The sequence below is a fragment of the Gilliamella mensalis genome (assembly GCF_900103085.1).
GTDB classification, from domain to species: Bacteria; Pseudomonadota; Gammaproteobacteria; order Enterobacterales; family Orbaceae; genus Gilliamella; species Gilliamella mensalis.
The window spans coordinates 139228-164695 of sequence record NZ_FMWR01000008.1 but is presented as its reverse complement, the minus strand read 5'-3'; the positions used below and the strand labels follow the sequence as shown (position 1 = coordinate 164695).

Sequence of the window (25468 nt, the reverse complement as noted above, 5' to 3'; positions counted from 1 at the left end):
CTTTATATAACAACACAAACAAGTGTAATCGGTCATTCTTAAAAAGATTGCAAAACAATAAAACACATATCATATAAAAATGTATACGATTACATAAATGTTAACTTCATCACTGTTTTTAATCACCTGTAATTTATAATTCATAAAAGCACAATGATAATGCTAGTAATTGAGTTATCAGCATTACACAAACAAACTGAATTAGTGGGTGAACTATATGTATCCTTCCTTCAATGAAATAATAAATCGGCACGATTGGAATAACTTATCTGTTTTAAGTATTAATCGACTTGATACTCATCCAAAATTTCATAGCTGGCGAGATAAGCAACAAGCTAAAAATAACAGTAATTCCAATTCGATATTATCACTAAATGGCGATTGGTTTTTTAGCTATTACTGTAACCCCAAACACGTACCTGAATCTTGGTTACACAAAGAGGTTGATAACACAACCATTGCTGTCCCTTCTAATTGGCAACTGCAAGGGTATGATGCTCCAGTTTATACTAATATCCGCTATCCATTTCCTTATAATCCGCCATTTATACCAGAAGAAAACCCAACGGGCTGTTATTCTCGATATATCAATATCACCAAAGAATGGCTTGCTAAAGGTAATACAAGAATTATATTTGATGGAGTCAGTTCTGCATTTCATCTTTGGTGTAATGGCAAATGGGTTGGCTATTCACAAGATAGCCGAATTGCAGCAGAATTTGATTTAACACCTTTTTTAAAAGTCGGTCAAAATCGCATAGCAGTATTAGTTTTAAAATGGTGTGAGGGAAGTTATCTTGAAGATCAAGACATGTGGCGATTAAGTGGTATTTTTCGCGGCGTCTGTTTACTAAATAAACCTAAATCACATTTACGTGATATTCACATTGACACCTTACTTGACGCTTGTTATCAAAATGCCACTTTATCACTACAGGTTGATGTCCAACATGCTGGAAATATGGACTTGTTAAATGTCGGTATTGAATTATGGCGGCAAGATAAATTAATTGTTAATCATATGCAATCGATAGACCTACCTTTTGTTGATGAAAAAGGAGGATATACTGACCGCTTACATTGTCAGATACCGATTACCAAACCACAATTATGGAGCGCTGAAACCCCAAACCTTTATCGTGTTGTTGTGAGTTTATATCACACAAAAACAGGATTAATTGAATCAGAAGCTTATAACATCGGATTTAGAACCGTTGAAATTAAACATGGACAACTATGTCTCAACGGTAATCCACTACTGATTAAAGGGACAAATCGTCATGAGTTTTACCCTGATTTAGGATATGCATTGACCGAAGAAGCAATGCTACACGATATTAAGCTTATCAAACAACATAATTTTAATGCGGTGCGTTGTAGCCATTATCCTAATGATCCACGTTGGTATGATCTTTGTGATCAATATGGTTTGTATTTAGTTGATGAAGCAAATATTGAATCGCATGGTATGTTTCCTATGTCTCGCCTATCTGATGATCCTAGCTGGTTTGCTGCTTATAGTGAGCGAGTAACACGGATGGTTCAGCGCGATCGTAATCATCCATCCATTATCATCTGGTCTCTCGGAAATGAATCAGGACATGGATCAAACCACGACGCCCTATATGCTTGGATCAAAAGTAATGATCCAACCCGCCCAGTACAATATGAAGGTGGTGGTGCCAATACTACCGCCACTGATATAATTTGCCCAATGTATGCGCGTGTTGAACAAGATCAGCCCCACCCTAATGTGCCAAAATGGGCAATAAAAAAATGGATCTCAATGCCTGATGAAAATCGTCCACTTATTTTATGTGAATATGCCCATGCAATGGGTAACAGCCTAGGTGCTTTTTACAAATACTGGCAAGCATTTAGACAATACCCTAGATTGCAAGGTGGATTTATTTGGGAATGGGCTGATCATGGTATACGTTGTCAAAAAAAATCAGGTGAAAGTTATTGGGCTTATGGTGGTGATTTTGGTGAAGCTTATCATGATAGGCAATTTTGCTTGGATGGATTAGTGTTTCCTGATAGGACTTCTCACCCTAGTTTAATTGAAGCAAAAAAAGTACAGCAACCATTCCAATTTAAGCTAATTAGTCAAAAACCGTTGATTATTGATATTACAAACGAATATCTATTTCGCCATACTAATAATGAAAGTTTATATTGGGAACTGTTAATTAATGGGAAAAAACATCAAAGCGGAAAAATTAAACTTGATATTCAGCCCGATAGTGCATTACAAGTTACCCTACTTAACGATATACCAAGCAATTTACACTGTGAGGACTTACATTTATCAGTAAGAGTTATTCAAAATAAAGCGACACCATGGTCACCAGCTGGCCATATAGTTGCATGGGAACAGTGGCGACTAGTTAATTCATATATTGCACCCTTAGCTTTTTGCCAAACAAAAAGTAAGCTCACATTGACTGAAACCCAAGATGATTACCTTGTTCATTATAAAAACCAATGTTGGCAATTTAATAAAATAACAGGGCAGCTTTGCCAATGGACAAAAGGAAACAAACCATTATTATCCTCGGCTTTTGCTGATCAGTTTATTCGTGCACCTGTTGATAATGATATTGGTATTAGTGGTGATTTTGATAGTAATAATAATCCATTTGCTTGGATTGAACAGTGGAAGGCAGCTGGTTATTACAACCTTACTCATCAATGTTTGGGCATAAATATCTCACAATCACCCGATAAAATTGTGATTGAAGCACTACATGGATATTTCGTTAACAATAAAAAAGTCATTCAAAGTAGATGGCAACACCTGTTTGATCAAGAAGGCAAGTTGACTTTATCTGTGCAAGTTGATATTGCCAATGATATGCCAGCACCCGCGCGAATTGGTCTAAGTTATAAAATAAAACAGATCCCTAAAAAAGTAAAATGGCTTGGTTTAGGCCCTCATGAAAATTATCCTGATCGAAAAGCCTCGGCTATTTTTGGTGATTGGTCATTACCTTTTGCCGAACTTTATACACCTTATATTTACCCGTGTGAAAATGGTCTACGCTGTGATGTAAAAAAATTGCAACTTAATGAGATGACAATAACTGGGCAGCAATTTAAATTCAACATTAATCAATATGGCACTGAGCAACTAATGGCAAAAACACACCGTCATTTATTAGAACCCAAGTCATGTGCGTATGTCAGCATTGATGCTTATCATATGGGGATTGGTGGTGATGATTCTTGGACACCAAATGTACATCGTGAATTTTTGCTGACAGATAAGCATTATAACTATCAACTGATTTTTAAGTGTTAATTAAAAATACTTAATTCTAAAAAAATAAGGCACAAATAATTAGTGCCTTATTTTTAATTAGTTAACACTTCACCCTCAAATAACTTATCAAGCTCTTCGATAAACGCTTGCTCAGGTAGATGGTAAAAGATGCCATGCTCTGGCATACCACGCAAAAACAGATAGTAAACGCCCCCAAAATGGGTTTGATATTGGTAATTTGCTAAGCGACTTTTTAAAAAGCGATGCAAGGCTAAACAATAAAGTTGGTATTGTAGGTCGTAGCGATGTTCACACATCACTTTTTCTAATGCTTCTTGGTTATAAGAATCAGCGCATTCCCCTAACCAATTAGATTTATAATCGACCACATAATATTTACCTTCAAATTTAAAGACTAAATCAATAAATCCCCTTAGCATGCCTTGTACCGAATCAAAATCTAACTCAGGACATATTCTTGATAAGCTATCATATTTTTTACATAAGCTATCTAATTGCTGGCTAGTTACTGTTTTACGTATAGGAAGATAAAATTGTAATTCATTAATATGCTGCCCCATTAATACTTGCGATAATATTAAATTTGGCTCATGCAGTTGTGTTGTCAATACTTGTTGCATCCAATTTGTTACTACACCACTCCATGCTGGCTCTAAATTGAGTTTTTTTACCATTTGATTACATAATTCATCAAGATTATCTGGTGTGATCTCTTCCATAATGCTGTGCATTAATGTACCCACATATGCCCCTTTCGGAAAGTGGTGGATATCATATTGTATATCAGTTGACGGAGCACTAGCAGATTCAAGTTGGAGTTCATCCCAATCATTAATAATATCGGGATTGTAAGTCGATACTGTATGATTGTGTTTTTGTAACTCAGTATAGCTTGTGACCCGCCAATCACTCGAGAGGTTACGTGAAAACGCATTAGCCGATAAGGATTGGCTTGGCAAAATTTGGGGAATATACTGCTTGCTATCAATTGGTAGTTGTACATCAACCAGATTAGCTATACTTGCAATTGATCGTAATTCACTTTTTAATAAATGATTAATCGCTGATTGGTTTTTCTTCAACGAGGCAAGCCCAATACTACAATGATAAACCGAACGGGTCATGGCTACATACAATAATCGTAAATCTTCGGCAAGACGTTCGTTTTCTATCTGTTGCTTGATCTCATCAGTCAGTAACCATGCATAAGTTAGCTGATAGTCATTGTCTTTATCATGATAAAATTGACTGTCCGATGCACGACACATCGAAATAAATGGTAACCAAACAATCGGAAATTCCAACCCTTTTGATTTATGAATGGTAATAATCTTCACCAGATTTTCATCACTTTCAAGGCGTTGCTGATGATTTTCTAAATTAGGGTCGGGACTAACGATTTGTTTTGTCAACCAGCGAATTAACGCATGTGGACTATCTAATTCATTTGACGCTTCTTGGAGTAATTCACCTAAATGCATTAAGTTAGTTAATATTCTTTCACCATCTTGGCGAGCTAAAATATTTTCAGCTAAATGACGTTTTTTCATCATTCGGCGTAACATAACTAACACACCATAGTATTGCCAAATTGCTTGGTATTGTTTGAACTCTTCCACTAAACTTTCCCATTTATCTTGATCATCAGTGATTTGTTCAAGTTCAGTCATGGTTTGCCCTAATAGCGAGGTCATTAATGCAAGCTTGAGCATTGTTTCGTTTTCAGGCATTAAGACAGCTTGCAATAGGCTCAAAACATCTTTTGCCTCTATTGAAGAAAAGACGCTACTATGGTTTGATAAATAGACACTTTTAACGCCACAATTAGCTAATTTTTGTTGAATAATTTCGGCTTCACGCCCAGTGCGCACTAAGATCGCAATATCAGCTGTAGTTACAGGTCGTTGCTGTTGTTCATTATCAATTAATATTGTCGAATTAGACAATAAAGTCACAATTTGATTAGCACAACAGCTTGCTATATGTTCTTGATAATCTGTATTGTTGGCAATCTCATCAGGCAGTAAATAAGCCGTTAATGCTGCAAACTCTTGGTTGTTAACTTGCAAAAACTTTTGCTGATTGCGTTTTGCTGCCTCCATGGGTAAAAAAGGAATATCTTCAAATATAAATGGATTATTGCAATTAGCAAACAATTGATTAACCGCTTTAACCATCGAAGCTGATGAACGATGGTTGACATCCATGGTAAAATAATTTTCTCCAGTCGATTGTTTAGCCTTTAGATAAGTGAATATATCAGCCCCTCGAAAGCTGTAAATCGCTTGCTTTGGGTCGCCAATAAATAGTAAACCTCGATCTAGCCGTTGGTTATCATAAATACGGTTAAAAATTTGATACTGCGTGGGATCGGTATCTTGGAATTCATCAATCAAAGCAACGCAGTATTTTGACGCAATACTTTGCGCTAATCTTTCACCTGTTTTTGCTTGTAATGCGCGATTAAGTTGCCCTATAAGATCATCAAAGCTCATTTCGCCATTTTTGCTTTTTTCGCTATAGAGCCCTTGTTGAATCACACTGACAATATCCATTAAGATTTGGCTACGTAAGTCAAGCGGTTGTGAATATAGATCATCAATTTGTTCAAAGACAAAATGACAAGGTGCGCTCTTTCCTTCTTTTGTCTTTTCGATTAATACCGATTGCTTAAATTTTTTAAGTTCCTCTGGTAATTTAAACGTTTGAGTTGCGCTATTAGCCCATGCTGATACTTTAATTACCCAATTGGGTAAATGTCGGCTACTATAAGATTGTTTGCTAACACCTGATTGCGTAATGATATTGACTAATTCATCAGACAAGGCTAACCAAGACTGTTTGGCGCTTTCAATTCTTTCAAAATTTTGTTGGTAAAATGCCTTAATTGTTGTACCAATATCTGGATTTACCTTGTTAGTATTATTAATTTCCAAACTTAAATAAGGATTGATATCTTTTAATAAAGCGGTTGGATCTTGCCATGTTGCAAGTACTAAATAAGCAAGCTGTTTATCAAGTGGCGTAAAGTAGTGACGCCAAAACTCTTGTGTTACCCTTAATTTCAGTTGAGATTCATCAGAAATTAGCTTTTGTTCAAATAAAACACCAGACTCAAACGCATGGCTAGTTAAGATACGCTGACAAAAACTATGAATAGTATAAATTGCCGCATCATCCATTGATTGTTGAGCATCTGTTAGCCGTTGTATTGCTAATTGGCGATCATCAATTAACTCTATCAGTTGTTGATAAATCGGATCTTGATGCTGCCCTTGTAGCAGTCCAATTCGCAATTCTTGAATATTTTTTCTTATTCGGGAACGTAGTTCTTGAGTTGCAGCTTTAGTAAAAGTAACAACCAGAATTTCGTTAACTTCTAAAGGTCTTGGATAACTATTTTGACCGATACCAAGCAACAATCTTAAGTAAATAAAGGCAAGTGAATAAGTTTTACCTGTTCCAGCCGATGCTTCAATTAAGGTTCGACCAGTTAAAGGTAAATCAAAAAGATTGAGTTTTTTTACTCCACTTGATGAAACCATTCAAGCTTTCCTGCAGAGTCTGGCAATAAATTAATACAAGCAATGGCAGCAGTAGGAAACATAGGCGGAGAAACTTGCGGGCACAGTTCATTAACTAAATATCCCACCAATGGCAAATGCGACACCACGATCACATTATCAACCCCATCAGCTAACAATAATGTTAATACGTCAACAATATGAGATGGGCTACCACCGGGCACTAAAAATTGATTAGTTTCAACTTTTTCAACATGAACATGCGATGATAATTCAGTCAATGTTTGTTGTGCTCGGAGATAAGGACTCACTAAGCCAAAATCAAATTGATAATCCTGCTGTTTAAGCCATATTCCAGCTTGATTTGACTGAATAATACCATAATCTGTTAATGTTCGACTTGAATCGGATGAAGCAGAAAATCCTGCTTCACCATGTCTCATAATACAAACTTTCATCAATATTTAATTAACGTAATTTTAATTGAAAAATCATGGATTCTGCACCACAGCAAAAAGTGAATTTTACTGATAATTTAAAACCATCATTAATTTTTTCAATATTACTTTCAATTTTGCAAGGCTCGGTTTCAACATCTTTGGCGGCTTGTGTTAATGATGCCAACTTTTGTTGAGCTTCAGATTCTGTCGCAAAAACACGCTCATATTCAGCGCTACAATCTTCGTTGTCAATGATTGTACCAACATCCACACAACAGCATGCTGCTGTTTCGTTTGCTTTACATTTGTTTAAAGAATCTGTCATGCTACACCTCTGTTTAGCCATTAATATTGCTAGTAGTATACTCTCTATCATCACTTAGGGCAAAGTGCTAACTCTGTTTTGTTTTAGTTTTGTTATTTATAATAACTCGATAACTAACCGCTTTAACAAATTTTGATTGAGTTTTTAAGTCATATATCGGAATTATTCGCGTTGTTTACCGTAATTTGAAAATCGACTGTATAACGCCGTCTCCCCCAAACAAGCGATACGGTGTTTATACTATAAAAAATCACGTCTCTGATTTGGCTAACTACTTTATATTTATGGCTAATCGTCCAACTATTTATAGCACTGAAAGATCTCATTAAACATTCAATAACATGACTGCTATTGAATATAAAACACAAGAACAGATAGCATCATTTTCTAGATGAGTTGCGTGCTCACTATCGGATATTTACCCAACTATTCACCTTTTAGGTTATATTTTTTGTAAAAAATATTCAGGATTCTATACCGTTTCGGGATAAATTGAGACTTTGCCATCGTTCATTGGTTAAAACGTGCGCTCGCCATCGTATCCATTAGAAATACACAAAACCAACCAGCCCTAAAATAAATGGGTAAGTCAAAAGCGTAATACGTACTTTAATGGCGATGTGCCATAATCCGCAAATAATGAGTCATTCAAAAGATAGAAAACTAAAAGTTTAAGCGATTACAGGTAAAACGTTTTATGAGCTTTTTAGATGATTATTTTCATCATGAAGTGTAAACAACCCGAAGTATTCCGACCAGCCATATAATTAGTTTTCTGAATAAATGTTAGCAGTATATAACGCCAAATTACTTTGTTAGAGGTAGGATAAATCGGGTGAAGTGAACAAACCTCTGCCTGACGGCAGAGGTCATATCATTAAAATTTAGGTGCTGAAGGACGACCTCGTTTTTTAGCAAATCCTTTATCAGATGTATCAGATTTATTACCTTTACGACCTCGCTTAGGTTCGGACATTGTGCCATTAACTAGGCTCATCTTCATTGGTTGATTAAGCACTCTTACCTTTTCAAAGTGTTTTAATATATCTTTCGGCATGCCTTTTGGTAACTCAACGGTTGAATAAGTATCATAAAGCTTGATATTACCAATATAACGGCTACTAATATCGGCCTCATTGGCAATTGCTCCAACAATATGACGCACTTCAACACCGTTTTCTTTACCAATTTCGATACGGTACATATCCATATCACCCACATCTCGGCGTTCACGACGCTTTGGTGCTTCACGATTGTCTCCTCGTAAACGGCGCTCACCACCACGATTATCACGATCACGACTATCGCGTGATGGTTTAAATACCGGATCAGGTGGAAGAATCAATGGACGTTCACCTTGTGCTAATTTGAGCAATGCAGTTGCAATTGTTTCAAGATCAGCACCACTTTCGGCTTGTATTTGCGCTAATAAATTTTGGTATTGATCTAAATCACTACTCTCTAACTGTTTTTGGACTTGCTCCGTAAATTTAGCTAAACGACGTTTTTCGAGCAGCTCTTTAGATGGTAAGCCAACTTCAGGAATCGGTTTTTTGATCGTTTGTTCGATATTTTTGAGCAAGCGACGTTCACGGCTATCAACAAATAAAATAGCGCGACCTGCTCGACCTGCTCGACCTGTTCGTCCGATACGATGCACATAAGATTCAGAATCTAAGGTAATATCATAATTGATAACCAAACTAATACGCTCTACATCCAAACCACGAGCTGCAACATCAGTTGCAATTAAAATATCTAATCGACCATTACGTAAACGATCTAATGTTTGTTCACGCAATTGTTGTGTCATATCGCCATTTAAAGCGGCACAACTATAACCATGTTTTTCAAGCACTTCTGCCACATCCAAAGTTGCTGATTTTGTTCGAACAAAAATAATTGCTGCGTCAAAATCTTCTGCTTCTAAAAAGCGAACAATCGCTTCATTTTTACGCATACCTCGAACAAGCCAATAGCTTTGATCAATATCAGGTGCCGTTTGTTTGGTTCCTTTAATTTGAACTTCTTTAGGATTATGCATAAATCGTTTAGTAATACGACGAATTGGTGCAGGCATCGTTGCTGAAAATAATGCTGTTTGATGATTTTCGGGAATCGTTGCCATGATGCTTTCAACATCATCAATAAAGCCCATTCTTAACATTTCGTCAGCTTCATCAAGCACTAAACCTTTCAAATTGGAAAGATCCAATGTTTTACGATTTAAGTGATCAAGCAAACGCCCTGGTGTACCAACCACAATTTGTGGCCCTTGTTTTAACGCTCGTAATTGCACGTCATAACGCTGCCCGCCATATAAAGCTAGTACTTTTACTCCTTTCATATATTTTGAATATTCAGAGCAAGCATCAGCAACTTGCATAGCCAGCTCACGTGTTGGAGCTAGAACTAAAAGTTGTGGTGCTTTTAAGCTTGCATCAATGTTCATTAGAAAAGGAATTGAAAATGCCGCTGTTTTGCCACTACCTGTTTGTGCCATACCCAATACATCGTTACCTGCTAATAATAGAGGTATACATTCAGATTGGATTGGTGATGGTTTGTTAAAACCAAGATCATTTAATGCATTAAGAATATCCTCGGATAAACCAAGGTCAATAAAAGAAATGTCTTTTGTCATGTAAACTCGCTTAAAAATTTTGAATATATAAGCTTGCTTGTTTAGTTAGCAAAAAGATTGATAATGATTAACTAATATTAATTAAAATTTATCTTATTTTTGCTGAAACAAATAAAGCAGATATAAATTTATGCCAGCTCACTAAATTGAAAATTTACAACTCACCCCAATAACTAACTGCCAATATTGACTCAACAACTAACTAGTATAAAAACAGCATAAATTTAAAGGTTAATGATGTTTATATAATCGGAGATAAAACTCACTGCATTATCTTATGTTGAGTACATATTATTTAGCAAATCAGAACTACGCTATAACAATATTTTCACTTTTAAAACTGGCATGACCCTTGTTACTTTTCTTTTTCTTCAAGTAACTTTATTTCGTAGAGTGCCTGTTGATGTTCAACAAAGTTATAAATATTATTGGCTAAAGCATATTTAAATAACATTTTGGCACGCTCGTTGTCACCTTTACTTTGATAGTATTTACCTAAGTAAAAGTAGGCTTCACAAAGGCGTTCAGCTAACTGCCGATTATCTTCTACACCTTGTTGAAGGTTCTGCATTAATTTAGACTCGCTTATTTGACCTAAATAAAATGCAATAATATTGCCACTATATATCGTTTTGTCATTAATCAGATCATAACGTTTTTGTAGCTCGTTTTTGGCAACTTTATTGTCGTTTTCCTGCTCAATCAGATAAAGCCATAAAATTCTAAGAGGATCATTCACATCATATTGATAAAACTGCAATGCATCTTGCTCAGCAGCTTGATAATGCCCCGTGCGATATAACGCAATTGCCCGATTTAAGTAGGCATAAGCATAAGTAGGATCTAGCTCTAAGGCTGTATTAAATGACGTTAAAGCTTCATCAAAGTTACCTTCTCTAAGCGCATAAGTCCCCAAAAAATTATAGATATCGGGAACTTCAGGATTGAAATTTAATAAATACGAAAAATCGCTTTGTGCAAAGGCTTTAAAACCTAGTGAATCGTAAGTAATACCGCGCTCAAAGATGAGTTGCATTTGCGTTACAGTATCAAGATCTTTTCGTGATAACTGTTGGCTGATTTGAGCAATTTTTAATTCATCATCATATGAAACTTGCTCAGGCACAGCCAGCAAAAGCTGGGAGTTAGAACAACCCGACAAAAGAATAACGGCTAGCAAAAAGCAGTATACAGTTCTCAGGTTGAATAATCCCACTTTTATCCCCTAGTGAATAATACTTTTATTCGGCTGTTGGAGCAACTTCTGCTACCGGCTCAACAGCATCTTTCATACTCAAACGGATTCTGCCTTGGCGATCAATTTCAAGTACTTTAACATTTACTTCTTGTCCTACTTTTAGATAATCAGCCACTTTTTCGACTCGATGATCAGCAATTTGAGAAACATGGACAAGTCCTTCTTTTCCACCAATAACAGATACAAAAGCACCAAAATCAACAATTCGAGTTACTTTTCCTGCATAAATTTTACCAATTTCGACATCAGCAACTAAATTAGTAATACGCGCCATGGCATCTTTCGCTTTATTACCATCTGAAGCGGCAATTTTAACTGTACCATCGTCAGTAATTTCAATAGTTGTTCCTGTTTCTTCAGTTAAGGCTCGAATAGTTGCGCCACCTTTACCGATAATATCGCGGATTTTATCTGGATTTACGTTCATTGTATAAATACGTGGTGCAAATTCTGATATTTCTTGACGAGGTTTATTAATTGCTTGTTCCATTACACCTAAAATGTGTAAACGTGCGCCTTTCGCTTGATTAAGTGCCACTTGCATAATTTCTTTAGTGATACCTTCAATTTTGATATCCATTTGTAATGCACTAACACCTTCACGTGTACCTGCTACTTTAAAGTCCATATCACCAAGGTGGTCTTCATCACCAAGAATATCTGACAATACCACAAACTGCTCGCCTTCTTTTACCAGCCCCATCGCAATACCAGCAACCGATGACTTAATTGGCACACCAGCATCCATTAGAGCAAGTGAAGCACCACAAACAGAAGCCATTGAAGATGAACCATTTGATTCGGTAATTTCTGACACAACGCGGACAGTGTATGGAAATTCTTCACGACTTGGCATTACGGCTGCAACACCACGTTTAGCTAAACGACCATGACCAATTTCACGGCGTTTTGGTGATCCAACCATGCCAGTTTCACCAACAGAATAGGGTGGAAAATTGTAATGAAGTAAGAAACGTTCAGTATATTCACCCGTTAATTCATCAATAATCTGAGCATCACGCTCTGTCCCTAAAGTTGCAGTAACTAATGCTTGGGTTTCTCCACGAGTAAACAAAGCACTACCATGTGTTCTTGGTAAAACACCTGTACGGATATCAAGCGCACGAATCATATCTTTTTCGCGACCATCAATACGTGGCTCACCAGCAATGACACGCTTACGAACAATTTGGCTTTCTAAATCGACGATGATATTGATAACTTCGTTTTCATCTAATTCTTCATTCTGTTCTTTTAGTGCTGCTAATACTTCTTCTTTGATTAAATCAATTTGAGCATAGCGCGCTTGTTTTTCAGTGATACGATAAGCCTCTCCTAGGCGCTCTTTAGCGAGTTCAACAATAGTATTATATAGCGCTTCATTTTTAGCTGGCGCTACCCAATCCCATTTTTCACAATTGGCTTTTCCTACAAATTCATTGATATTATCAATAACAACTTGTTGTTGTTCATGACCAAACACTACTGCAGCTAACATTTGATCTTCAGTCAGTAGATCAGCTTCAGATTCAACCATTAATACTGCACTTTTAGTTCCTGCAACAACTAAATCTAAACGACTCGTTGCAAGCTCTTTTACTGATGGATTTAATACAAATTCATCATTGATAAAGCCGACACGTGCAGCACCGATAGGACCATGGAATGGTACACCAGATAAGCAAAGCGCAGCAGAAGCGCCGATCATAGCAACTAAGTCTGGGCTCACATCAGGATTAACGGAAACAACTGTTGCAATAATTTGGATTTCATTAACAAATCCTTCTGGAAATAATGGGCGAAGTGGGCGGTCAATCAAACGTGCAATTAAGGTTTCACCTTCACTTGGGCGACCTTCTCGTTTAAAAAAACCACCAGGAATACGACCAGCAGCATAGGTTCGTTCTTGGTAATTAACTGTTAGTGGGAAGAAATCTTGACCTTCTTTCACTTTTTTATCGGCAACAACTGTAACAAATACAGCGGTGTCATCCATATTAACCATAACAGCTGCTGTTGCCTGACGTGCCATAATACCGGTTTCTAAAGTCACAGTATGACGACCATATTGAAATTTTTGATATGTCGGATTAAACAAAATAATGTCCTCTTGTTATTTATTATGTTGAAGTTTGATATTTCGACAGGACGCACTATTACACTGCGCTTATTGATACTCTCTTCAACAATGTGGGGATATATTCAACAAAAAGATTATTTCACTGTCACGACTAATGACAAATCTATAAATTATAGAGCTCTCATTAGTCGCGCGAAACATGAGATATAATCTTTATTTTATTGAATTAACATAAAATATTAATTTTTTTAGCTCAGTATTATATCAGAGCATCAATTTTTCACAACGAAAAAGAGGCCTAAGCCTCTTTTCAAGTAGATTATTAATTAGCGACGTAAACCTAGTTTTTTAATTAATTGGTTATAACGTTCAATATCCTTACGACGTAAATAATCTAATAATTTACGACGGCTAGATACCATACGTAATAGACCACGACGGCTATGGTGATCTTTTTTATGCTCAGAAAAATGACCTTGTAAATCATTAATACGCGCAGTTAAAAGAGCAACTTGAACTTCAGTTGAACCAGTATCTTTAGCATCACGACCATATTCAGCAACAATTTTCGCTTTAGTTTCTACAGTTAGAGACATAACAAACCTCTTAAAATCAAAATAAAATGTGGAGTGACCGATCTCTAATTCAGACACTCCTCGCTATTTTTCATATAGTTCTATATGAACTGCGTAATTATACTGAAATTTATTAAAATAGCAATTCGATTTATTTAGTTAATAGTAGGATTTACTTGAGTTCAAAACCGTACTCTTCTTCAATGAGCTTTTTAAGCGCCTCAATATAATTTTGTGCTGATAGACTTAATTGAGCTTTTTGCGATGTGATCCAACCAATTAAAATTTTTTCTTCTACATCTAACGGTATTGATAAAATATCAGAGCCATTTAAATCAGTACTTAAAACCCCTGTACTAATAGTATAACCATTAAGTCCATGCAATAGATTAAATAACGTTGCCCTATCACTAACATGAATACTTTTTTTATGGTAAACCGTACTTAAAATCTCTTCGGAAAAATAAAATGAGTTATATTCACCCTGCTCAAAAGAGAGATAAGGATAATCCTCTAAATCATCTAACGTTAATGACTTCATTTCCGCTAATGGATGATGAGTACTAATAAATACATGAGGATGCGCTTCAAAAAGTGGATTAAAGGTCAATCGATGTTCTTTCAGTAGTCGCAAAATTACCTTTTGGTTAAAATCAGTCAAATATAAAATACCAACTTCACTGCGTAAATTTGCGACATCGGTAATAATATCGTATGTTCTTGTTTCTCTGAGTGTAAACTCGTATTCGTCAGTATGATTTTTTTTAATTAGATTAACAAAGGCATTAACCGCAAAAGCATAATGTTGAGTTGATATGCTACATAACTGTTTAGATGGTGCTTTTTTAGAATAGTGTTGTTCCAATAGTTCAGCTTGGTCTAAAACTTGTTTAGCATAACCTAAAAACTCAACGCCATCGGTAGAAAGTGAAACACCTTTAGAAGTACGCACAAAAATTTCAATTCCAAATTCAGCTTCTAAATCCTTTACCGCCGTTGATAAACTCGGTTGTGTAATATACAAATTTTTAGCTGCCTCATTAATTGAGCCTGAACGTGCAATTTCTAAAATATAACGTAGTTGTTGAAGTTTCATAATATCAGTTAATGTCTTAACACAAACTATCTTGCTTAACACAAATATATACTAAATCATATTTAAGTGAAGTAAATAATTGTTATTGTTTTTATACTCAAACATATGCTTTCCTGAAAGTTTTTAACAACGATTTTGTTGCGCTATAAAATAGTGATGAAAAACAAATATTAATGATTAGGATGATGAGTAATTAAAAGAAGTTTTCGTAAATTAATTTTATACTCATAAGCGTTGAAACAGTAATTAGCATTGGTCTGATTAATTTGCGACCTTTAGCAATGACCATCTTAGCGCCAAGTCTTGCACCTATAAATTGACCAACTAACATGACAAGTCCAATTGACCATATCACTTCGCCACCAATAATAAAAAACAGTAAACCGGCTAAATTTGAAGTGAAGTTTAACACTTTGGTATGTGCTGTGGCTTTAGTTAAATTAAAACCTGCCAGTGTGATATAGGCTAACGCATAAAATGAACCCGCGCCAGGCCCAAAAAATCCATCATAAAAACCAATTGCCAAAGCTGGTATTAGTGCAAATTGGATAACTGAAAAGCGACTTTTACAGTCGTTTTCACCAATGGTTGGAGAAAGTAAAAAATAAAGTCCGACGCCAATGGTTAAAATAGGTAGTAATAGCTTTAAAAAATCAGCTTGGATATGCATAACCAGTAACGTGCCAACTGCCGAACCAATAAATGCAAACGCGATTGCCCATTTTTGCTGTTTTAAATCCACCATATGCTGACGGATAAAATATAAACTAGCTGAAAATGAACCACCACAGCTTTGTAATTTATTGGTTGCCAAAGCACTGGCTGGTGGCAGTCCAACTGCAAGTAAAGCCGGCACAGTCAATAGACCTCCGCCACCAGCAATTGAATCAATAAAACCGGCTAAAGTAGCAATAATAAACAGTAAAATAAGTAACTCATAACTCATAGCGAATTGACATCATTACATTGAGCACGATAACGAAGATAATGATCCATGAGCACAATAGCGACCATCGCCTCGGCTATAGGTACTGCACGAATTCCTACACACGGATCATGTCGACCATGAGTTGATACTTCAACGGTTTCACCATGAATATTGATTGATTGCCCTGCAATTTCAATACTGGGTGTTGGCTTTAAGGCAATACTGGCTAATATCGTTTGTCCTGAGCTAATCCCCCCTAAAATGCCACCAGCATGGTTAGACAAAAAACCTTGCTTGGTTATCTCATCTCGATTTTCACTGCCTCGTTTATTGATAACCGCATAACCATCGCCAATTTCAACACCTTTCACCGCATTAATACTCATTAACGCATGTGCAAGTTCAGCATCTAACTTGTCAAATACAGGTTCACCAAACCCTACAGGAACATTTTCGGCAACAATACAGACTTTAGCCCCAATTGAGTCCCCCTCTTTTTTCAGCGCTCTGAGTAACTGATCAAGCGCCTCTAATTTACTTTCATCAGCACAAAAAAATGGATTTTGTTCAACTTGTTGCCAGTCCTTTAATTCACATTTTACATCGCCCATCTGAGCCAAATAACCACGAATGGTTATGCCAAGCTTTTCTTGCAAATATTTTTTGGCAATCGCGCCAGCAGCAACGCGCATGGCAGTTTCACGAGCAGAAGAACGACCACCTCCACGATAATCGCGTATGCCATATTTATTTTGATAAGTATAATCGGCATGACTCGGCCTAAAGATATCTTTAATTTTACTATAATCTTGAGAACGTTGGTCAGTGTTTTCAATTAGTAATCCAATACTTGTACCTGTTGTCACACCCTCAAATACGCCAGATAAAATTTTAACTTGGTCGGCTTCTCGGCGCTGAGTAGTATAACGAGATGAACCCGGTCGACGGCGGTCAAGATCATGTTGCATATCGGATTCAGTTAATGCAAGTCCAGGAGGAACACCATCGACAACACATCCTAATGCTATGCCGTGTGACTCACCAAATGTGGTCACTTTAAATAATTTTCCGATTGAGTTTCCAGCCATAATAAATTTATTCCAATTGTTGAAAACAGTTTATTTAAAACATTCATGATATTGAACTAGCTCTTTATAGGTGATCGAAAATACGCCCAGACCACCACGTTCAAATTCTATCCAATTAAAAGGAACATCTGGGTATTGTTGTTGTAAGCTAATCCAACTATTGCCAACTTCACAGACTAATACACCCTCTGGAGTTAAATAATCTATCGCATCTCGTAAAATTCTTTTTACCAAATCTAAACCATCAAAACCCGCCTGTAATGCTAATTTAGGTTCATATAAAAACTCATCGGGCAAATCACTCATATCTTCACTATCAACATAAGGCGGATTTGTGACAATTAGATCATATTGTTTTGCAGGCACATCATTAAATAGATCTGATAAAATAGGCTTAACTCGAAAATCCATTTCATGCATTTCAATATTCGTTTGTGCAATATCTAATGCCTCTAATGAAATATCGGTTATATCAACTTGAGCATCAGCAAATTCATAAGCACAAGCAATACCAATACAACCACTGCCAGTACACAAATCTAAAATATTTTTTGGCGTAGTTGATATTAGCGATGCAAAATGATTATTGATGAGTTCACCAATAGGAGAACGAGGTATTAATACACGTTCATCGACATAAAAAGTATGTCCACAAAACCAAGCTTGATTAGTTAAATAAGGAGTTGGTACGCGATCTTCAATTCGTTTTTGTATAATATCAAAAAGTTGTTTTTTCTCATCATTAGTCAGATTTGCCGAATAAAATTCCGTAGGAATAAACAACGATAGTCCTAATGTTGCTAAAATGAGTTGTTTAGATTCATCAATAGCATTATCCGTACCATGCCCTAAAAAGACATCTGATAGATTAAGTTGCGATGCTGTCCAGCGTATAAAGTCCTGAACTGTGCGTAAGTTTTCCATAATGACTCCAAATGATCCAGGAGAGGAAGGTGTTACTTGTCATTTTAGGTGACAACCCTCAATAGGGTTTTGCAAAAGTAACCTTGACTATTACTTCTTACAATAATGTTAAGCCTGATGTTCTACCCTTAAATGACTAACTATTTATGGCGGTGAGGAAGGGATTCGAACCCTTGATACGTTGCCGTATACACACTTTCCAGGCGTGCTCCTTCAACCACTCGGACACCTCACCAATTATTAGTGCCTGCTTTTTTCAGCAGGCTGCATACTATAATAACCAAGCGATAATTAATCAAGCTTTTTTAATTCATACAAACAATGATACCAAATGTGGCTAAAACAGCGAGTATACCAACTGTTGTGAGCAAAGCATATTTTATATCTGAACACATTTTATTATCTCCAATTATTTTTTATTATTAATCTTTTCGATTGGTGAATCAAACGAAATAATCTTGTTAATAGAGCCATTACTTTCAATTTTTGGATATTTAGAGGCGAAATCAAGAAGTATCTCGATCGATTCATCTAAGTAAGCATCAGGCTGTTTATAATCTTTTGGTAAATCTTCTAGCTTAATAATTGTTGGTAAACCGGCTTTATGCAAACGTTCGTTCATTCTTTTTAAACCACGTTCCTCATTAGTTTTTTGTTCCGCTTCTCGTGTTTCCTTATTAAGCGAAACAATATATTGTCGATCTTTCTTACCATTAAGCGTTTTGATATCTTCATCAATATAAATAAATTCAGGATTATTTGAAATGCGAGCCAAATGTTGCGATTCTAAATCAGGTAACAATGGCTTAATATTAGCAAGAGTCAAATAATCAGCTGAGGGAATTTTATCCCAAGGTAATGCATTGTCTAAGAAGCGCTCTCCCGTCTCATCGACATATTTCACTTTATTCATGTCAATGTCTGGTTCAACACCTTTTAATTGAGTACTTCCCCCATTGATACGATAGAACTTCTGAATAGTGTATTGAGCACCACCAAGCTCAGGCCATTTTGGATGCAATCTTGCGTCAATCGGATAAGAAATATTACGAGATGTTTGTACAGTTCCTTTACCATAAGTTGTTTCACCAACGATTAATGCTCGTCCATAATCTTGCATAGCGGCAGAAAATATTTCTGATGCTGATGCGCTATAGCGGTTAACCATCACAACAAGTGGCCCAGCGTACTCAATACCTTTCTTCTTGTCATCGTAAGTAATGACTTTTTGTAAATTATCACGAACCTGCACTATAGGCCCGCTATCGATAAACAAACCTGTTAAAGTAATAGCTTCGGCTAATGAACCCCCTCCATTATCACGTAAATCAATCACCAACCCTTGCAAATTATCTCTATTTGCTTTCGCTAAAAGTGATTGAACTTTTTCGGTAAGTCCCAAATAGAAACTTGGTATTTCAATAATACCTACTTTACCGCGCGGATTATCAATAATCTTTAATTTTGCCTCGCGATCTTCAAAATGAATTTTATCTCGAGTAAGTTCAATGACTTTGGCCTTACTATTATTACCTGTAGGTAAAATTTCTAATTTCACCACAGTTCCTTTTGGTCCACGAATTTTATCGACAATATCATCTAAACGCCAACCAATAACATCTTCAATTGCAGAATTGCTTTGACCTACGCCAATAATTTTATCCCCTACAGAAAGTTGCTTGCTTTTTTCAGCAGGACCACCGGTTACAAAAGACATAATCACTGTATAATCATCTTGCTGACTTAATGTTGCGCCAATACCTTCAAAGGATAAACTCATTTCAGAATCAAAATCTCGTTTTTTACGTGGCGCTAAATAGCTAGTGTGGGGATCAATCTCTCTTGCAAATGCATTCATAAATACTTGGAAAGCATCTTCATTATTTGATTGCATTACTGTTTTTAAAACGCGATTGTAACGTTTAGTTAATACTTCCCGGATCTCTTTTTCATTTTTCCCCGATAAGGATAAACTTAGCTCATCATATTTAACGCGTTTATCCCAATAACTATTAAGTTCGGCCTCAGAAACTGGCCATGCAATCTCTTCACGATTGAAATCGATTTCATCATTAGCAGAAAAATCCATTGGGCGTAATAAAACTTCAAGTGCATATTGATAACGGTTATAACGTTTTTGTAAAAAAAGATTATAAATGTCATAAGCCGTTTTTAAATCACCATCAAGTAATTCCTGACCTAAATTCTCTTGTCTATTTCTAAAGCTATCAACATCACTTTGAATAAATATAGATTTATTACCATCTAATAATTTGAAATAGCGATCAAAAATCTGAGCAGAAAATGCACCATTCAAAGCAAAATTACGATAATGTGATTGAGTAAAAAAATTGGTTACACGTCTAGCAACAACTTGATGGACCTCGTCTTGCATTAAAACCGGTATTTGTTCTTTTGCTTGCGGTTTTGCCTGAACGTTTTGGCTAACAATCCCCAAAACAAGGCTTAGTGTAATAATACCTTTCAGTAATTTATTCATTAAAATTCTCTACTTATTGATAATAAGTTCAGGTTTTACCGTTAATTCCATACCCGCACCAAGCTTTACTTTAATGTGCTCTTTTTCAATGTTAATGATTTGTACTTTTATAGGTTTATTGCCTACAACAACTTTAACAAAATCACCAATTTTTAGAGTTTTCGCTTTTTTAGAAGGTGAACGAATAAGTTTACGTTTTTCTTTTGAACGCCCTTTAAAGCGCTCTTTAGCTTTTTCTTTACTCTCTTTCAACTGTTGTTGAGCATGATCCATCTGTTCTTGATTGATAACTTCATGAAGTTTACCATCTAAATCAACACGGTTAGCTCCTTCTTTTATACTATACAAGTAGCGCCAACTCATTGTGTATGCGCGCAGCGCAGCACGCAGTTTAGTTTTACTAAGCGCTTCACCACTACCCTCTAGACGAGAAATAATATCTTGAAAAATACCAATTTTTAATGGTTTTGCTTCACCCTCAAGGGTAAAACAATTCGGGAATTGTTGAGCTAAATAAGCAATAATCTCTTTACTATTTGTTAATTGAAACTGACTTTCCATTGTTTATTCCATAGTAACTAAATTTTACAAGCGTTAAAGTATATCGCAGCTTACACAATAACACTAATCATCTTTTTTCTGTTTATTAATAAAAGTAATAAAATCTTTAATACCGTTTCGCATCAACCACGAAGCAACAATAGATTGTTCATCAGTGGTTAACTGTTCAAATGCAGTCATCCACAGTTGTAACGGTTCAATCGGCGAAACAACATAACTAGCACTCTCTTCTTCACTATATAATGCTCTTTTGACATTAGGCGGTAAGCTACCAATATGATATTCTAAAGCTTTCCCTCTAACACCCACTCTTTTTCGTGCAGTCCAATTTTCAACTCTTGCTTTTCGATTAACGCCTTGTATCGTTGATGGCATCCCAGCAATACTTGATAGCTCTTTTGATGAAAACCACTCTTTCATTTTCACTATCCTATTTTAACACATTAAGAAAAAATTACAGAAACTAAAGAAACTTTGATACAATAAATAAGAAACACATAATTATTAATAATTCAAGTTCGAAAGCAAACTTACTCGCTTTAGTAACTTCAGAGCATAACATAGATATATAAGGTTATAAACTAAGAGGAAATAAAAAATGAAAATAAAGTCGAATGATTGGCATCCTGCAGATATTATCGCCGCTCTAAAAAAGAAAGGTACTACACTTGCAAATCTATCTCGCCAATCAGGTTTAAGTTCATCAACACTTAGCAATGCATTAGTCCGTCCCTGGACGAAAGGAGAGATCATTATAGCCAAAGCATTAAATTTAGAACCCCATCAAATTTGGCCTAGTCGTTATATTAATTCGAAAACAAAGCAACCGATAAAGCGCGTAATCAGGCAGAGTAAAGAATAATTTTTAGAATAATCTATAAGCAAAAAACAAATCAAAAACAATACTATAGAAAATATGGAAACATACAGAAACACAAATAATTGTTTCCATATTCTTTTATTAATAACGATTTTGGTGTGATTGAATATTAGTTGATTTTTCAAAAAATATAAATATTAGTTCATATTGAACGTTATCCAACATATGTTATTATTAGTGATTACCAATAAAAAGTATTAATCATCAGGTAATAATACAATGAAAAATGCAAAAAAATACCTTATCGCATTACTCTCCATCATACTATTATCAAGCTGTTCACAAAAAAATTTTGTAGAGCAAGGTACCCCGCTAAGTAAAGAAAAAGTAAGGAATATAGTCGAAGGTTCCACGACACAATCCCAGATAATGACCCTATTTGGTAAACCAACAAACCAAAAAAAAATTAATGAAAATGAAACACAATGGACATATAAATATGTAAAAAAAAGTTCAACCAGCCATATGATTATCGGTGAAACACAATTCAATATTATTGAAGGCACGCTTGATATTATCCTGTCAAACGGCGTGGTAACTTGGTTTAACTATGATGAATCTTACGAACAGAAAAAATGGTAGTTAAATTTATACCCTAAACTCAAAGCACATCGCTGGATGTGCTATTTAGATAGTATCGGTTATTTTATCAATAGATACCCTATTTCAAAACAATTTTTCCCGTGATTCTTTCATTAACAAAATGATTAAAAGAAAATACAATGCTGGACAAAATTATACATTACGTTATACTCAATCGGTGAAATTAACCAGACAATCGCTGCTTTGTTGTTGTCCTTGATTAAAGGAGACAAACAGAGGGGAGGAAAGTCCGGGCTCCATAGGGCAGAGTGCCAGGTAACGCCTGGGGGATTTTTGTGAGAGCGAAAATTCACGACTAGTGCAACAGAAAGTAAACCGCCGATGGCTTATGTTATAAGATCAGGTAAGGATGAAAGGGTGTGGTAAGAGCACACCGCGCAACTGGTAACAGTTGTGGCACGGTAAACTCCACTCGGAGCAAGGTCAAATAGGGATTCATTGGCGCGGCCCGCGTTGAATCCGGGTAGACTGCTTGAGCTAATACGTGAGTATTAGCCTAGAGGAATGATTGTCCACGACAGAACCCGGCTTATCGGTTAATTTCACCTTCTAATTTTTATTATGATTTGATGCAACTTTAGATTGCTTTTTATTGCTGACTGAGCGTTTAACTGCAAGAAAAACCGAAAAGATCAATCCTACCACCAATAAAAAGATAGGTATTAACATTAGCAGAACCATGATCTGCTTTTCATAATCTTTGAAAATTGCCGATAACCCAAACAGATAACCTAAGGTCACAATCAAGAAAATCCATAATGTTGCACTAATCAAATTATAAATATGGAATTTTCGGCTATGTAATCCTGATAATCCAGCCATCATTGGTAATAATGTACGTACGAAAGCAATAAATCGTCCAATAAATAGTGCCTGTAATCCATAGTTATGGAATAATACTTCAGATTTATGATGATATTTTTCTGGTATATGCGCCATCCAACCTTGTACAAGCTTAGTATTACCAAGCCACAAACCTTGTGCATAACCTAACCAAGTACCTAAAGCTGCGCCAGCAATCAAAATAAGATTAATTAAACCAAAATGAAACACATTTTGACTAATTAATACACCCGTTAAGAATAATAGACTGTCTCCAGGCAAAAAAGCTGCTGGTAAGACTCCATTTTCTAAAAGGATAATAACAAACAACATGCCATATAGTGTCCATAGCACATTAGGATTTGAGAGCGTTGCAATATCCAAATTAATAAACGCATGATAAAGTGTAATTATTGTTTCCATCTATTTTGAAATCCTATTGATGTATCGTTATTAGTGGTTTTAGTGGTTAATGGTACCGCCAACGGTCAAATTATTCACTTTCAAAGTCGGTTGCCCAACCCCAACAGGAACACTTTGACCTGCTTTACCACAAACTCCTACACCTGAATCTAGTTCAAGGTCATTACCCACCATAGATATTTGTTGCATGGTTTCAATACCTGAACCAATTAGTGTTGCACCTTTTACCGGCGTTGTTATTTTACCCTTTTCAATCAAATAGGCCTCTGAGGCTGAAAAAACAAACTTACCGGAAGTGATATCAACTTGCCCACCAGCAAAATTCGGTGCATAAAGCCCATAATCAACACTGCTAATGATATCGTCAAAAGAGGAATTCCCCGCCAGCATATAGGTGTTTGTCATTCTTGGCATAGGTAGGCAAGCATACCCTTCACGACGCCCATTGCCCGTTGAATGCGTATTCATCAGTTTTGCGTTGAGTTTATCAAACATATAGCCCTTTAGGATACCATTTTCGATAAGGACTGTTTTTTGGCTTGGTGTACCTTCGTCATCTATAGAAAGTGATCCTCGGCGATTGTCGATGGTACCATCATCGACAATGGTACAAAATTCTGAGGTAACTTGTTCACCAATTTTTCTGGAAAACACTGAACTATTTTTACGGTTAAAATCACCTTCTAAACCATGGCCTACAGCTTCATGTAACAATACACCAGGCCAACCAGCACCTAAAATAACAGGCATAGTGCCAGCGGGTGCGGCTTTTGCTGACAGGGACACGAGTGCTTGGCGTACGGCTTCTCGCGTGTAGCTATTAGCATAACTTTCTGATGTTTTAGGATTGATTGTTAGGAAATATTCATACCCAAAACGTCCCCCTCCGCCACTACTCCCACGCTCACGTTTACCTTCTTTTTCGACCAAAACAGAAATCGACAAACGAACTAAAGGACGAATATCGGCACATAGTGTACCATCTGTTGCTGCAATTAGAATATCTTCATAACTACCCGTTAAGCTGGCTGATACTTCAATAACACTTGGATCAATTGAGCGCGCTAACATGTCAACTTGTTGCAACAACGCAATTTTCTGCTCCTGGCAAAACGAATTGATCGGATTGGTTGATGAATAGATTGATACTGTTTTAGTAGATTTAATCGGCGTCACAGCTATGGGTGTTTGTAATTTAGTGATTGAATTTGCCGCTAATACACTTTGTTCTAAACGTGCTAAGGAAAGCTGATCGGTATAAGCAAAGCCTGTTTTTTCACCCACAACAGCTCTAACACCAACACCTTGATCACGATGGAATGAGGCATTTTTTATAATTCCATCTTCAAGTAACCAGCTTTCATAATAGCCAGATAAAAAATACAAATCACCAAAATCAATTTGCCTTGAACTTAGCATATCAAGTAAATGCAAAATATCTTGTTGGCTTAGATTGTTTGTATTGAGCAATCGTTCGCTCACTTGAATTAGTGTCATAAAATCCTTAATTT

Annotated in this window: 20 protein-coding genes, 1 tRNA gene and 1 other RNA gene; 4 read left to right on the top strand and 18 right to left on the bottom strand. The window is 36.1% G+C overall.

What is annotated here, in order from left to right:
- The first annotated feature begins 217 nt into the window (after window positions 1–217).
- Entirely contained in the window at window positions 218–3304 is a 3087-nt protein-coding gene (locus BQ5209_RS04680) for a beta-galactosidase (RefSeq protein ID WP_085247390.1), read from the top strand.
- A 53-nt stretch (window positions 3305–3357) separates the two neighbouring features.
- On the opposite strand, the gene recB is transcribed toward BQ5209_RS04680, so the two are convergent.
- The 16 genes from recB to BQ5209_RS04605 form a co-directional block, all read right to left on the bottom strand.
- On the bottom strand, window positions 3358–6831 hold the full coding sequence (gene recB / locus BQ5209_RS04675; RefSeq protein WP_085247389.1) for an exodeoxyribonuclease V subunit beta: 3474 nt from the start codon (window positions 6829–6831) through the stop codon (window positions 3358–3360).
- On the bottom strand, window positions 6810–7268 hold the full coding sequence (gene sixA / locus BQ5209_RS04670) for a phosphohistidine phosphatase SixA (RefSeq protein WP_085247388.1): 459 nt from the start codon (window positions 7266–7268) through the stop codon (window positions 6810–6812). Before sixA ends, recB begins: the two co-directional genes overlap by 22 nt.
- 10 nt (window positions 7269–7278) lie before the next feature.
- Window positions 7279–7575: a YfcZ/YiiS family protein gene (locus tag BQ5209_RS04665; RefSeq protein ID WP_085247387.1), complete on the bottom strand. Its 297-nt coding sequence runs from the start codon at window positions 7573–7575 to the stop codon at window positions 7279–7281.
- Window positions 7576–8452: 877 nt separating this feature from the next.
- Window positions 8453–10219 (bottom strand): DEAD/DEAH family ATP-dependent RNA helicase, encoded by a 1767-nt coding sequence (locus tag BQ5209_RS04660; RefSeq protein WP_085247386.1) that lies wholly within the window; start codon window positions 10217–10219, stop codon window positions 8453–8455.
- 355 nt (window positions 10220–10574) lie between these two features.
- Entirely contained in the window at window positions 10575–11435 is an 861-nt protein-coding gene (gene nlpI, locus BQ5209_RS04655) for a lipoprotein NlpI (protein WP_167370311.1), read from the bottom strand.
- Between the two features lie 25 nt (window positions 11436–11460).
- The gene (pnp, locus tag BQ5209_RS04650; RefSeq protein WP_085247384.1) at window positions 11461–13575 is read right to left on the bottom strand and encodes a polyribonucleotide nucleotidyltransferase; all 2115 of its coding nucleotides are present in this window, start codon (window positions 13573–13575) and stop codon (window positions 11461–11463) included.
- A gap of 308 nt (window positions 13576–13883) precedes the next feature.
- The gene (gene rpsO, locus BQ5209_RS04645) at window positions 13884–14153 is read right to left on the bottom strand and encodes a 30S ribosomal protein S15 (RefSeq protein ID WP_085247383.1); all 270 of its coding nucleotides are present in this window, start codon (window positions 14151–14153) and stop codon (window positions 13884–13886) included.
- Window positions 14154–14304: 151 nt separating this feature from the next.
- Window positions 14305–15228 carry a LysR family transcriptional regulator gene (locus tag BQ5209_RS04640; protein WP_085247382.1) on the bottom strand — a complete coding sequence of 308 codons (924 nt, stop codon included), beginning with the start codon at window positions 15226–15228 and terminating at the stop codon, window positions 14305–14307.
- A 193-nt stretch (window positions 15229–15421) separates the two neighbouring features.
- A complete protein-coding gene (locus BQ5209_RS04635; protein WP_085247381.1) occupies window positions 15422–16174 on the bottom strand; it encodes a TSUP family transporter in 753 nt (250 codons plus the stop codon).
- On the bottom strand, window positions 16171–17244 hold the full coding sequence (aroC, locus tag BQ5209_RS04630; protein ID WP_085247380.1) for a chorismate synthase: 1074 nt from the start codon (window positions 17242–17244) through the stop codon (window positions 16171–16173). Before aroC ends, BQ5209_RS04635 begins: the two co-directional genes overlap by 4 nt.
- 30 nt (window positions 17245–17274) lie before the next feature.
- Window positions 17275–18168, bottom strand: a complete 894-nt coding sequence (gene prmB, locus BQ5209_RS04625; RefSeq protein ID WP_085247379.1) for a 50S ribosomal protein L3 N(5)-glutamine methyltransferase — start codon at window positions 18166–18168, stop codon at window positions 17275–17277.
- Window positions 18169–18315: 147 nt separating this feature from the next.
- Window positions 18316–18403: transfer RNA gene (locus BQ5209_RS04620), tRNA-Ser, on the bottom strand.
- 70 nt (window positions 18404–18473) lie between these two features.
- On the bottom strand, window positions 18474–18563 hold the full coding sequence (gene cydH, locus BQ5209_RS11005) for a cytochrome bd-I oxidase subunit CydH (protein WP_143421848.1): 90 nt from the start codon (window positions 18561–18563) through the stop codon (window positions 18474–18476).
- Between the two features lie 14 nt (window positions 18564–18577).
- The gene (gene prc / locus BQ5209_RS04615) at window positions 18578–20668 is read right to left on the bottom strand and encodes a carboxy terminal-processing peptidase (RefSeq protein ID WP_085247378.1); all 2091 of its coding nucleotides are present in this window, start codon (window positions 20666–20668) and stop codon (window positions 18578–18580) included.
- Window positions 20669–20677: 9 nt separating this feature from the next.
- Window positions 20678–21229 carry an RNA chaperone ProQ gene (proQ, locus tag BQ5209_RS04610; protein WP_085247377.1) on the bottom strand — a complete coding sequence of 184 codons (552 nt, stop codon included), beginning with the start codon at window positions 21227–21229 and terminating at the stop codon, window positions 20678–20680.
- A 63-nt stretch (window positions 21230–21292) separates the two neighbouring features.
- Window positions 21293–21649, bottom strand: a complete 357-nt coding sequence (locus BQ5209_RS04605; protein ID WP_085247376.1) for a DNA-binding protein — start codon at window positions 21647–21649, stop codon at window positions 21293–21295.
- 178 nt (window positions 21650–21827) lie between these two features.
- On the opposite strand from BQ5209_RS04605, the gene BQ5209_RS04600 reads away from it, so the two are divergent.
- The 3 genes from BQ5209_RS04600 (at window position 21828) to rnpB (ending at window position 23260) form a co-directional block, all read left to right on the top strand.
- Window positions 21828–22091: a helix-turn-helix domain-containing protein gene (locus BQ5209_RS04600; RefSeq protein ID WP_085247375.1), complete on the top strand. Its 264-nt coding sequence runs from the start codon at window positions 21828–21830 to the stop codon at window positions 22089–22091.
- Between the two features lie 237 nt (window positions 22092–22328).
- Window positions 22329–22691: an outer membrane protein assembly factor BamE gene (locus tag BQ5209_RS04595; protein ID WP_085247374.1), complete on the top strand. Its 363-nt coding sequence runs from the start codon at window positions 22329–22331 to the stop codon at window positions 22689–22691.
- A 180-nt stretch (window positions 22692–22871) separates the two neighbouring features.
- An RNA gene (gene rnpB, locus BQ5209_RS04590) (RNase P RNA component class A) lies at window positions 22872–23260 on the top strand.
- 1 nt (window position 23261) lies between these two features.
- Here rnpB and BQ5209_RS04585 read toward each other — a convergent pair.
- Entirely contained in the window at window positions 23262–23957 is a 696-nt protein-coding gene (locus BQ5209_RS04585; protein WP_085247373.1) for a DedA family protein, read from the bottom strand.
- A 39-nt stretch (window positions 23958–23996) separates the two neighbouring features.
- Window positions 23997–25454: a metalloprotease TldD gene (gene tldD, locus BQ5209_RS04580; RefSeq protein ID WP_085247372.1), complete on the bottom strand. Its 1458-nt coding sequence runs from the start codon at window positions 25452–25454 to the stop codon at window positions 23997–23999.
- Window positions 25455–25468 lie beyond the last annotated feature (14 nt).

Excerpts from the sequence above, each read along its gene's own strand:
- BQ5209_RS04585 (WP_085247373.1), bottom strand. The coding sequence starts at position 23,957 with ATGGAAACAATAATTACACTTTATCATGCGTTTATTAATTTGGATATT.
- BQ5209_RS04665 (WP_085247387.1), bottom strand. The coding sequence starts at position 7,575 with ATGACAGATTCTTTAAACAAATGTAAAGCAAACGAAACAGCAGCATGC.
- sixA (WP_085247388.1), bottom strand. The coding sequence starts at position 7,268 with ATGAAAGTTTGTATTATGAGACATGGTGAAGCAGGATTTTCTGCTTCA.
- recB (WP_085247389.1), bottom strand. The coding sequence starts at position 6,831 with ATGGTTTCATCAAGTGGAGTAAAAAAACTCAATCTTTTTGATTTACCT.
- cydH (WP_143421848.1), bottom strand. The coding sequence starts at position 18,563 with ATGTGTTCAGATATAAAATATGCTTTGCTCACAACAGTTGGTATACTC.
- prmB (WP_085247379.1), bottom strand. The coding sequence starts at position 18,168 with ATGGAAAACTTACGCACAGTTCAGGACTTTATACGCTGGACAGCATCG.
- tldD (WP_085247372.1), bottom strand. The coding sequence starts at position 25,454 with ATGACACTAATTCAAGTGAGCGAACGATTGCTCAATACAAACAATCTA.
- rpsO (WP_085247383.1), bottom strand. The coding sequence starts at position 14,153 with ATGTCTCTAACTGTAGAAACTAAAGCGAAAATTGTTGCTGAATATGGT.
- BQ5209_RS04635 (WP_085247381.1), bottom strand. The coding sequence starts at position 16,174 with ATGAGTTATGAGTTACTTATTTTACTGTTTATTATTGCTACTTTAGCC.
- prc (WP_085247378.1), bottom strand. The coding sequence starts at position 20,668 with ATGAATAAATTACTGAAAGGTATTATTACACTAAGCCTTGTTTTGGGG.
- BQ5209_RS04640 (WP_085247382.1), bottom strand. The coding sequence starts at position 15,228 with ATGAAACTTCAACAACTACGTTATATTTTAGAAATTGCACGTTCAGGC.
- aroC (WP_085247380.1), bottom strand. The coding sequence starts at position 17,244 with ATGGCTGGAAACTCAATCGGAAAATTATTTAAAGTGACCACATTTGGT.
- BQ5209_RS04605 (WP_085247376.1), bottom strand. The coding sequence starts at position 21,649 with ATGAAAGAGTGGTTTTCATCAAAAGAGCTATCAAGTATTGCTGGGATG.
- BQ5209_RS04680 (WP_085247390.1), top strand. The coding sequence starts at position 218 with ATGTATCCTTCCTTCAATGAAATAATAAATCGGCACGATTGGAATAAC.
- BQ5209_RS04660 (WP_085247386.1), bottom strand. The coding sequence starts at position 10,219 with ATGACAAAAGACATTTCTTTTATTGACCTTGGTTTATCCGAGGATATT.
- proQ (WP_085247377.1), bottom strand. The coding sequence starts at position 21,229 with ATGGAAAGTCAGTTTCAATTAACAAATAGTAAAGAGATTATTGCTTAT.
- BQ5209_RS04595 (WP_085247374.1), top strand. The coding sequence starts at position 22,329 with ATGAAAAATGCAAAAAAATACCTTATCGCATTACTCTCCATCATACTA.
- BQ5209_RS04600 (WP_085247375.1), top strand. The coding sequence starts at position 21,828 with ATGAAAATAAAGTCGAATGATTGGCATCCTGCAGATATTATCGCCGCT.